10 protein-coding genes are annotated in these 10,078 nt (G+C 66.5%); 3 read left to right on the forward strand and 7 right to left on the reverse strand.

Annotation, left to right across the window (positions count from 1 at the left end; translation table 11 throughout):
• On the forward strand, positions 1-255 hold a 255-nt coding region (locus CQY20_RS31995), incomplete at its 5' end, for an IS30 family transposase (RefSeq protein ID WP_109789712.1).
• A gap of 49 nt (positions 256-304) precedes the next feature.
• Here the strand turns inward: CQY20_RS31995 and CQY20_RS32000 are convergent.
• The 5 genes from CQY20_RS32000 to CQY20_RS32020 all read right to left on the reverse strand — a co-directional run bounded on the left by CQY20_RS32000 (position 305) and on the right by CQY20_RS32020 (position 4,633).
• Positions 305-1,363 carry a sulfate/molybdate ABC transporter ATP-binding protein gene (locus tag CQY20_RS32000; RefSeq protein WP_097945092.1) on the reverse strand — a complete coding sequence of 353 codons (1,059 nt, stop codon included), beginning with the start codon at positions 1,361-1,363 and terminating at the stop codon, positions 305-307.
• 21 nt (positions 1,364-1,384) lie between these two features.
• The gene (cysW, locus tag CQY20_RS32005; protein WP_174814662.1) at positions 1,385-2,197 is read right to left on the reverse strand and encodes a sulfate ABC transporter permease subunit CysW; all 813 of its coding nucleotides are present in this window, start codon (positions 2,195-2,197) and stop codon (positions 1,385-1,387) included.
• Entirely contained in the window at positions 2,194-3,063 is an 870-nt protein-coding gene (cysT, locus tag CQY20_RS32010) for a sulfate ABC transporter permease subunit CysT (RefSeq protein WP_097945094.1), read from the reverse strand. The genes cysW and cysT overlap by 4 nt, the downstream gene beginning before the upstream one ends.
• Positions 3,060-4,088 (reverse strand): sulfate ABC transporter substrate-binding protein, encoded by a 1,029-nt coding sequence (locus CQY20_RS32015; RefSeq protein ID WP_097945096.1) that lies wholly within the window; start codon positions 4,086-4,088, stop codon positions 3,060-3,062. Before CQY20_RS32015 ends, cysT begins: the two co-directional genes overlap by 4 nt.
• A gap of 350 nt (positions 4,089-4,438) precedes the next feature.
• Positions 4,439-4,633, reverse strand: coding sequence for a hypothetical protein (locus CQY20_RS32020; protein ID WP_097945098.1), 195 nt, complete (start codon positions 4,631-4,633; stop codon positions 4,439-4,441).
• 105 nt (positions 4,634-4,738) lie between these two features.
• Between CQY20_RS32020 and CQY20_RS32025 the strand changes: the two genes are divergently transcribed.
• A complete protein-coding gene (locus CQY20_RS32025) occupies positions 4,739-5,905 on the forward strand; it encodes an FAD-dependent oxidoreductase (protein WP_234816511.1) in 1,167 nt (388 codons plus the stop codon).
• Positions 5,906-5,973: 68 nt separating this feature from the next.
• Positions 5,974-7,971: a glycoside hydrolase family 15 protein gene (locus CQY20_RS32030; protein ID WP_097945102.1), complete on the forward strand. Its 1,998-nt coding sequence runs from the start codon at positions 5,974-5,976 to the stop codon at positions 7,969-7,971.
• 218 nt (positions 7,972-8,189) lie between these two features.
• Here the strand turns inward: CQY20_RS32030 and CQY20_RS32040 are convergent, their stop codons facing one another.
• Positions 8,190-9,704, reverse strand: a complete 1,515-nt coding sequence (locus CQY20_RS32040) for an APC family permease (protein ID WP_163700622.1) — start codon at positions 9,702-9,704, stop codon at positions 8,190-8,192.
• A 3-nt stretch (positions 9,705-9,707) separates the two neighbouring features.
• Entirely contained in the window at positions 9,708-9,881 is a 174-nt protein-coding gene (locus CQY20_RS35285; protein WP_174814663.1) for a hypothetical protein, read from the reverse strand.
• Between the last annotated feature and the right edge of the window lie 197 nt (positions 9,882-10,078).

Below are 10,078 nucleotides of genomic sequence, written 5' to 3' on the forward strand. Positions count from 1 at the left end.
GAGCTCGATATCTACTTCTGCGATCCGCACTCGCCATGGCAACGCGGCAGTAACGAGAACACCAACGGGCTGCTGCGCCAATACTTTGCTAAAGGCACCGACCTATCAGTGTTCCCGGCCGACTACCTCGACTACGTTGCCGCCCAACTCAACACCCGACCCCGCAAAACCCTCGGCTGGAAGAAACCCGCTGAAGTCCTCGACGAGCTACTCTCAAACCCGCCAAAACCACCCGCTGTTGCATCCACTGCCTGAAATCGCCCCAGGACAGTGCGAACATTAGCGTCTGCTCGCGGAAAGAAAGTTAGGCGCTGGAGAGCGCTTCGTCCTCGTCGGCCTCGTCGGGCTTCTGGATCGCGGCGCCGTCGGGCAGATGCGGCACGCGGGTGGCGCGGACGTACACCGTGTCGCCCTCTTTGAGGCCCAGCGCCTCGGCGTCGCCGCGAGTGATCTGCGCGGTGAACGGCGACTTGTTCGATGCGGCGGTCAGCTCGACGCGAACCTCGAAGCCCAGCATGACGATTCGGTCGACAGTAGCCTTCAGCACGCCGGTGGCTTGCACCGAGCCGTCGCTCGCCGCGATCGCCATGTCGGGTGTGCGGCCGACGCGGATGTCGTGCGGGCGCACCAGCGCGCCGTTGAGCGACGACACCGCGCCGAGGAACGACATCACGAACGCGTTGGCGGGCGCGTCGTACACGTCGGTTGGCGAGCCGACCTGCTCGATGCGGCCCTTGTTGAGCACCGCGATGCGATCGGCCACGTCGAGCGCCTCGGACTGGTCGTGGGTGACCAGCACGGTCGTCACGTGCACTTCGTCGTGCAGCCTGCGTAGCCATGCCCGCAGGTCCTCGCGCACCTTGGCGTCCAGCGCGCCGAACGGCTCGTCGAGCAGCAGCACCTGCGGATCGACGGCCAGCGCGCGTGCCAACGCCATGCGCTGACGCTGCCCGCCGGAGAGCTGATTCGGATACCGGGTCTGAAAACCGCGCAGGCCAACGACTTCGAGGAGGTTGTCCACCTTCTCCTTGATCTCGGCCTTGGGGCGCTTGCGGATCCGCAGCCCGAACGCGACGTTGTCGCGCACCGTCAAATGCTTGAACGCCGCATAGTGCTGAAACACGAAGCCGATACCGCGCTGTTGCGGGGGCACATGGGTCACGTCGCGGCCGTTGATGGTGATCGTGCCGGTGTCGGGCTGATCGAGGCCGGCGATCGCGCGCAGCAGCGTCGACTTGCCGGAGCCGGAAGGCCCCAGCAGCGCGGTCAGCGAACCGGACGGCACGTCGAAGTCGACGTTGTCCAGCGCGGCGAAATCGCCATAGTGCTTATTGGCGCCGCGCACCGTGATCGCATTCGTCATTTCCAGCGTCCCCTCAAGCCCCTAATTGTCCGTTCTCGCGCGCCGCGCGTCGAGGATGACCTGAACCACCAGCACCAGCACCGCGACGGCCATCAGCAACGTCGAGATAGCGTAGGCGCCGTACTCCGCGCCGCGGTTGTAGCGGTCGGCCACCAACAGTGTGAGCGTCTGCGACTGGCCCGGCAGGTTCGACGACACCATGATCACCGCGCCGAATTCGCCGAGTGTGCGCGCCACCGTCAGCACCACGCCGTAGGTCAACCCCCAGCGAATCGACGGCAGTGTGACCCGCCAAAAGGTCTGCCACCACGTCGATCCCAGGGTGGCGGCGGCCTCCTCCTGATCGGTGCCCAGTTCATGCAGCACCGGCTCGACCTCGCGGATGACGAACGGCACGGTGACGAAGATGCTGGCCAGCACGATGCCCGGGAAGCCGAAGATGATTTTGAAACCGAAGTCGTGCTCGATGAAGCCGAAGAACCCGGCCGACCCCCACAGCAGGATCAGCGCCACACCGACGACGACCGGCGACACCGCGAACGGCAGGTCGATGACCGCCTGCAGAAGGCTCTTGCCGCGAAACTTGTTGCGGGCCAGCACCAGCGCCGTCGGCACCCCGAAGATCACATTGAGCGGTACCACAATGGCGACGACGATCAGCGACAGCTGCAGCGCGGAGATGGCCGCGGGCGTGGTGATCGATTCGACGAACGCGCCCACCCCCGGCGAGAACGTGCGCCACAGGATCAGCCCGACCGGAACGATCAAGAGCAGCAGCAGATACGCCAGCGCGACATAGCGCAGCAGGTAGCGCATCGGGCGAGACAGCGTCACTGCTCAAGCTCCTGACGCCTGGCGGCCCGCGACCCGACGTATCGTAGCACAAACAGCACGACAAACGAAATCGCCAGCAGCACAATCGAGATCGCTGCCGCACCGGTGCGGTCGTCGTTCTCGATCAACGTGCGGATCCACTGCGACGACACCTCGGTCTCGCCGGGCACCGCGCCGCCGATCAGCACCACCGACCCGTACTCCCCGATCGCCCGCGAAAACGCCAGTCCCGCACCGGAAAGAAGCGACGGCAGCAACGCGGGAAGGATGATGAGGGAGAAGATGGTGCGGTTGCTGGCGCCAAGCGACGCGGCGGCCTCCTCGACTTCGCGATCCAGTTCGAGCAGCACCGGTTGCACCGACCGCACCACGAACGGCAGCGTGACGAACAGCAGCGCCACACCCACGCCCCACTTGGTGTGCTGCAGGTGCAGCCCGATCGGGCTGTTGGGCCCGTACAGGGCCAGCATCACCAGGCTGGCCACGATCGTCGGCAGCGCGAACGGCAGGTCGATGATCGCGTCCACAACCCGCTTGCCGGGGAATTCGTCGCGAGTCAGCACCCACGCCACCAGCAGACCGAAGACCAGGTTGATGACCGCGACGGCGAACGAGATCGTCAGCGTCACGCGAAACGACGCGATCGCCGCGTTCGACGTCACCGCCATCCAGAAGGCCTCCCACCCGCCGCCGGCGGACTGCCACACGATCGCGGCCAACGGCAGCAGCACGATGATCGACAGCCACGTCGTCGCGACCCCGACCCGCAACGACGTGCTGCCGTAACGGCTCTTGAAGAAACCGCGAGGCGGCCCGCCCTCGGTATCAGGGTCGGGCCGCAGCGCGATGTTGGAGGCAGCTGTCATCCAGTGGCCTGCTTGTAGATCTTGGTGATGGTGCCGTTGTCCTTGTCGAACAAGGCGGGATCGACCGCGTCCCAGCCACCGAGATCGTCGATGGTCCACAGCTTCTGCGGCACCGGGAAGTCTTCGGCGAAGTCCTCGGCCACCGACGGGTCGACCGGCCGGAATCCGGCCTGCGCCCAGATCTTCTGTCCCTCAGGGGTATACAGGAAGTTCTTCAGCGCGGTGGCCTTCTCCTGATGCGGGCTGTTGGTGATCACCGCGACCGGGTTCTCGATCTTGAACGTCTGCGGCGGGTTGATGTGCTCGACCGGCTTGTCCTGCCGCTCAACGTTGATCGCCTCGTTCTCGTAGCTGATCAGCACGTCACCGGTGCCCTGCAGGAACACGTCGGTGGCTTCTCGGCCCGAACCCGGCCGCGTCTTCACGTGTTCGGTCACGAGCTTGGTGACGAAGTCCAGCCCGGCCTCCGGGTTCTGGCCGCCGTTGCTCTTGGCCGCGTAGGGCGCCAGCAGGTTCCACTTCGCCGAACCCGAGCTCAGCGGGCTCGGGGTGACCACCTCGATGTCGGGCCGCAGCAGGTCGTCCCAGTCGCGGATGTTCTTCGGGTTGCCGTCGCGCACCACTAACGTGACGACCGAGCCGAACGGGATGCCGTTGGTGGCGTCGGCGTTCCAGTCCTCGGCCACCTTGCCTGCCTTGACCAGCCGGGTGATGTCGGGCTCGACGGAGAAATTGACGATGTCGGCGGGCTTGCCGTCGACGACCGCGCGTGACTGGTCGCCCGACGCGCCGAAGGAGGTGGTGACCGCCACACCCTTGCCTTCCTCGGTGGCCGCGAAGGCGGGGATGATTTTGCTCCACCCCGGTTCCGGCACGGCATAGGCGACCAGGGTCAGGGTGGTTTCGGCGCCCTCGGCCTGGTTTCCCTCGCCGGCGACATCGCTGGCGCCACCGCCGCACGCCGCCAGCACAGACGCGACGGTGGCCAGGGCGGCGGCGGGAAGCCAGGCTCTGCGGATGTTCATTGAATGTGACCTTCCTTGCTGGATGACGGACTTGTGTCCCGCCACAACGGCAAGGTGAGGATCAGTATCCGGGCATATCAGCAGCCGCTACCGACACCAAACCGCGGACGGGGTGTGGTTTCAGCGACAACAACAGACATCAGCGACAGCGCTCAATTCCACGGCGATGAGGGCCACGATGTGGCCGCTCTTGTTGCCGGACGCTGTCTGCATGGCGCGAAGAATAACAGAATCTGTGAACGCTGCTCGCGCCGAGGGTTAGCCCGGTTAACGAGTTAGCAGCCACATGACGATGACCAACACCACCAAGACGATCAGCACCAACGTCACCCGAGAGCGCGGCATGCCGCTCATTGTGCGTCCTCGTCGCGGTTGCGGGCCCGGCGCAGAAGCCTGATCCCGTTGCCCAGCACCCCATCGAGTAGGACAGCGATCCCGTAGGCCAGCGCCAGCACCACGGGCATCACGACCGCGGTCTGGGCCACGAATCCCAGACCCGACAGCCACAGCTCCACGCTGTCCCACCAGTTCAGGAAGCTGCCCACCCGGCCAGCCTACGGTGCGAAGATGACGGTGTGACTGGGGGAACACAAGGAACCGAAACGACACAGCGCACCGGGTGCATCGTCGCCGGCGGCGGCCCGGCAGGCATGATGCTCAGCCTGCTTCTGGCCCGCGCCGGTCTCGAAGTGACCGTGATGGAGAAGCACGCCGATTTCCTGCGTGACTTCCGCGGCGACACCGTACATGCGAGCACGCTGAGCCTGCTCGACGAATTGGGGCTCGCCGACCGGTTCCGCGAGATGCCGCACCGCAAGATCGAAACACTCGGCATGCGGATCCAAGGCACGCTGCTCGACATCGACCTGAGCCGGCTGCCCGGCAGGCACAAACACATCGCGTTGGTGCCGCAGTGGGACTTCCTTGAACTGCTGGCGAGCGCCGCGGAAGCCGAACCGACGTTTCGGCTGTTGCGGCGCACCGAGGTGCTGGCCCCGATCCGCAAGGGCGGCAAGGTCGTTGGCGTGACCTACCGTGACGAGGAGGGGCACGTCCGGACCATGCACGCTGACCTGACCGTGGCGTGCGACGGCCGCACCTCGACGTTGCGCGCGGCGGCCGGGCTGCATCCGCGCAACTTCGGTGCACCCATGGACGTGTGGTGGTTCCGGCTGCCCCGCTACCCCGATGACACCGAAGGGCTCGAGGGGGTCTTCGGAGTGGGAAAGGCTGCCATCGTGATCGACCGCGGCGACTACTACCAATGCGCCTACGTCATCCCGAAGGGCCACGACGCAGACCTGCGGGCCCGCGGCATCGAGGAGCTGCGCCGCGGGGTGGTGTCGTTGGTGCCTCGGCTGGCCGACCGCGTCGACGAGTTGACGTCGTTCGATCAGGTCAAGCTGCTCGATGTGCAGCTCAACCGGCTGCGCCGGTGGTACGTCGACGGCATGCTGCTGATCGGCGACGCAGCGCACGCGATGTCGCCGGTCGCAGGGGTCGGCATCAACCTGGCCGTCGCCGACGCCGTCGCCGCCGCCAGGGTGCTGGCCGGGCCGTTGCGGTCCGGCAACGTCTCGACGCGCCACCTGGCGCTGGTGCAGGCCCGCCGCTGGGTGCCCGCCGCGCTGATCCAGGCCGCGCAGCGGCTCATGCACGCCAAGCTCATCGCGGTCGCTGTTTCCGCTGATCAGAGTGTCGGACCACCGAAGGCGGTGCGAATTATCACCAAGGTGTCGGCGCTGCGGCGCCTGATCGGCTACGCGATCGCGATCGGTCCGCTGCCCGAACACGCGCCCAGCTACGCGCGCGCTTGAACCTCCGCCGCGCAAACACACCCCGCAACGAGTGGACGCCGGGCGGGTGATGCGTCGATGATGTGCGCATGGTTCTGCAACAAAGTGACAAGGCCAACGAGGCACCGGGGCCAAGGCCGTTGACCGCGACGGCGCCGATGCCCTACGCGCCGAGCGTGTCGTTGCGGAACCCGTTCCCGCCGATCGCCGACTACGCGTTCCTGTCCGACTGCGAGAACACCTGCCTCATCTCGTCGGCCGGATCGGTCGAGTGGATGTGCGTGCCGCGGCCGGATTCGCCCAGCGTGTTCGGCGCGATCCTGGACCGCGGCGCGGGCCACTTCCGGCTCGGCCCGTACGGCGTGCACGTCCCCGCGGCGCGCCGCTATCTGCCGGGCAGCCTGATCCTGGAGACCACATGGCAGACCCACACCGGCTGGATCATCGTGCGCGACGCGCTGGTGATGGGTCCCTGGCACGACCTGGAGACGCGGTCGCGCACCCACCGCCGCACCCCGATGGACTGGGACGCCGAGCACATCCTGCTGCGCACGGTCCGCTGCGTCAGCGGCACCGTCGAGCTGGTGATGAACTGCGAGCCGGCCTTCGACTACCACCGCGCCAACGCCACCTGGGAGTACTCGGCGCAGGCCTACGGCGAGGCGATCGCGCGGGCGTCCAAGAACCCCGACTCGCACCCGACGCTGCGGTTGACCACCAACTTGCGCATCGGGCTGGAGGGCCGCGAGGCGCGGGCCCGCACCCGGTTGACCGAGGGCGACAACGTCTTCGTCGCGTTGAGTTGGTCCAAACACCCCGCCCCGCAGACCTATGACGAGGCCGCCGACAAGATGTGGCAGACCAGCGAGAGCTGGCGCCAGTGGATCAACGTCGGCGACTTCCCCGACCACCCGTGGCGGTCCTACCTGCAGCGCAGCGCGCTGACGCTGAAGGGCCTCACGTACTCGCCGACCGGCGCACTGCTGGCGGCCCCGACCACGTCGCTTCCGGAAACGCCTCAGGGCGAACGCAACTGGGACTACCGCTACGCCTGGGTGCGCGATTCGACGTTCGCACTGTGGGGCCTGTACACACTGGGCCTGGATCGCGAGGCCGACGACTTCTTCGCGTTCATCGCCGACGTGTCCGGCGCCAACAACGGTGAACGCCATCCGCTTCAGGTGATGTATGCCGTCGGCGGCGAACGCACCCTCGTCGAAGAGGAACTGCACCACCTGTCCGGCTACGACAACGCGCGGCCGGTGCGGATCGGCAACGGTGCGTACAACCAGATGCAGCACGACATTTGGGGCACGATGCTGGATTCGGTGTATCTGCACGCCAGATCGCGTGAGCAGATCTCCGACACGCTGTGGCCGGTGCTCAAGCAACAGGTCGAAGAGGCGATCAAGCATTGGCGCGAACCCGACCGCGGGATATGGGAGGTGCGCGGCGAGCCGCAACACTTCACGTCGAGCAAGATCATGTGCTGGGTGGCGCTCGACCGCGGCTCCAAACTCGCTGAGCTGCAAGGCGAGAAGTCGTATGCCCAGCAGTGGCGCGCGATCGCCGAGGAGATCAAGGCCGACGTGCTGGCCAATGGTGTCGACTCGCGCGGCGTTTTAACTCAGCGCTACGGCGACGACGCGCTGGACGCCTCTTTGCTGCTGGCGGTGCTGACCCGCTTCCTGCCGCCCGACGACCCGCGGATCCGCGCCACCGTGCTGGCCATCGCCGACGAACTGACCGAGGACGGGCTGGTGTTGCGGTATCGGGTCGAGGAGACCGACGACGGGCTGGCGGGTGAAGAGGGAACGTTCACCATCTGCTCGTTCTGGTTGGTCTCGGCGCTGGTCGAGATTGGCGAGTTCCAACGCGCCAAGCACCTGTGTGAACGGTTGCTGTCCTTCGCCAGCCCGCTTCACCTCTACGCCGAGGAGATCGAGCCGCGCACCGGACGGCATCTGGGCAACTTCCCGCAGGCGTTCACCCACCTGGCGCTGATCAATGCGGTGATGCACGTGATCCGCGCAGAGGAGCAGTCCGACAGCTCGGGCGGCTTCCAGCCGGCCAACGCGCCGATGTAGCGCCGATGTAGCTGACCGTCCGTCAGCGACAGGCGACGAACGTCAAAACTCTGCGGTTTTAGGCGAGTTTTCTCGCAGAGTTTTAACGTTCGGCGGCTATGGCGGCTACCGCTCGCTCGGCGGCTACGGCGGCTACCCCACGTTCGGCGGCTATGGCGGCTACCGCTCGCTCGGCGGCTATCCCTCGCCTGGCCGTCACCGATTCTTACCGGGGCTCGTTATCGAGGTGGCGGCGCACCTTCCCGCAGCTCGGCCGATGACGCGATGGCATCGCCCGCAGCGGCGTCGCCTCGCTCGTGCGGACGGGCCGTCACCATGTACAGCAGGCCGAGGCCGATCACCACCGCCGTGCCCAGCGCCACGATCCAGTTGTCGTACCAGGCGGCGTCCGGTGTGCGCGGCCAGGCGATGTTGATCATCGCCAGCACGCCGTAGGTCAGGGCGCTGACCGTGACCGGCAGCCCCCATGCGCCGAGTCGGAACGATCCCGACGGCACCCAGCCCTTGAGCCGGGCACGCAACGCGGCCAGCACCACCATCTGGAAGCCCAGATAGATGCCGAGGGTCGCGAACGAGATGATCTTCGTCAGCGCATCGGTGGACACGATCGAGACCAGCACGATGATCGCGGGCACCAACGCGGCGACCGCCATTGCGTACGGCGGCACGTGCCTGCTGGGCAGGATGTAGCGCAGCACCGACGATCCGACGATCATCCCGTCGCGGGCGTAGGAGTACATCAGCCGCGATGCGGCCGCCATCAGGCTGAGCGTGCACGACAGGAACGAGATGCCCACCACGGCCAGAATCACCTTGCCGCCAACGGAACCGAACGCCGTGCTCAGGATGGTGGTGATCGGGTCGGGGTCATCGCCGTTGATGACTGCGGCGAAGTCCTCGACAGCGAGGATCAACGACAGGCACACGAACATCGCCGCCGCGCCGCCGACGTAGATCGTCATCCGCATCGCCTTCGGGATTCGCCGCGTCGGATCGGGCACCTCCTCGGCGAGGTCACCGCAGGCCTCAAAGCCGTAGTACTGGAAGATGCCGATGAGTCCGGCGGCCAAGAACGCGGCCGCATACGACCCGCCCGAGCCGGCGCCGAAGCTGTCGAACAGGACGCCCAGGTTGTGGTGGCGCTGGGTGATCAGCAGCCATCCGCCGACCGCGAGGGCGCCAACCAGTTCGGCGGAGAATCCGATGATCGCAGCCATGGCAAGCCATTTGGTACCGCCGAGGTTGATGACCAGCGCCACCGCAAGCAAGATCAGCGCGCAGACGATCGTGGTCTCGGTGCTGTGGCTGAACCCGAACAGTTGGGCGAGATACGGCCCGGCGCCGTAGGCCACGCCGGCGATGGTGGCCAAAAGCGCGAACAGGTAGACCCATCCGGTCATCCATGCCCATTTGCGGCCCCACAAGCGCCGCGCCCAGGGATAGATCCCGCCGGCGACCGGGTATTGCGAGACCACTTCACCGAAGACCAGTGCGACCAGGAACTGGCCGACGCCGACGATCACCAGGGACCAGAACATCGGCGGGCCCGCGGTCGCCAAGGCGACGGCGAACAGGGTGTAGATACCGACGACGGGAGACAGATAGGTGAAGCCGAGTGCGAAGTTGGCCCACAGGCTCATTTCCCGCCGGAATTCCGACGTGTAGCCGAGTTTGGCCAGATAGGCCTCGTCGGTGTTGGCGGCGACGGCGTCGTGCGGATCGGTTGCGGTCACAGATCACCTGCCCAGTTCGGTGGACGGCGCGGCGTCCACTTCGGCCAAGATTTCGGATCCGGCGATGACGCGATTGGCGAAGTGCCGGTGCATCCAGTCGAGATGGTCGTGGCGAGAGTTCATGATGCGCAACGAATCCCAGTTCGGGAACGTCTGCTGTAGGACCCAGCGCTCCATCAGCCGCGGGTCCACCTCGTAGAGATGCTCGAAGGTGGTGACCGCGACGTCGGTGACGCGTTGGGCCGGTGGGGGCGTGTACTGCTCGACGTAGCGGTAGGGGTAGGCGGGTCTGCCGCCTGGCTATGTCAACTCGAATTGGCCCCGGCTGGGCGGTTCGAAGTGGCCCCGCCCGGGGAAGGCTGGAGTTGCCGTGC

The sequence above is a fragment of the Mycolicibacterium agri genome (genome assembly GCF_002553505.1).
In the GTDB taxonomy this organism is placed as follows: Bacteria; Actinomycetota; Actinomycetes; order Mycobacteriales; family Mycobacteriaceae; genus Mycobacterium; species Mycobacterium agri.

Coding starts and splice junctions, on each gene's coding strand:
- CQY20_RS32030 (WP_097945102.1), top strand. CDS start 5,974: ATGGTTCTGCAACAAAGTGACAAGGCCAACGAGGCACCGGGGCCAAGG.
- CQY20_RS32015 (WP_097945096.1), bottom strand. CDS start 4,088: ATGAACATCCGCAGAGCCTGGCTTCCCGCCGCCGCCCTGGCCACCGTC.
- CQY20_RS32000 (WP_097945092.1), bottom strand. CDS start 1,363: ATGACGAATGCGATCACGGTGCGCGGCGCCAATAAGCACTATGGCGAT.
- cysT (WP_097945094.1), bottom strand. CDS start 3,063: ATGACAGCTGCCTCCAACATCGCGCTGCGGCCCGACCCTGATACCGAG.
- CQY20_RS35285 (WP_174814663.1), bottom strand. CDS start 9,881: ATGGAGCGCTGGGTCCTACAGCAGACGTTCCCGAACTGGGATTCGTTG.
- CQY20_RS32025 (WP_234816511.1), top strand. CDS start 4,739: ATGATGCTCAGCCTGCTTCTGGCCCGCGCCGGTCTCGAAGTGACCGTG.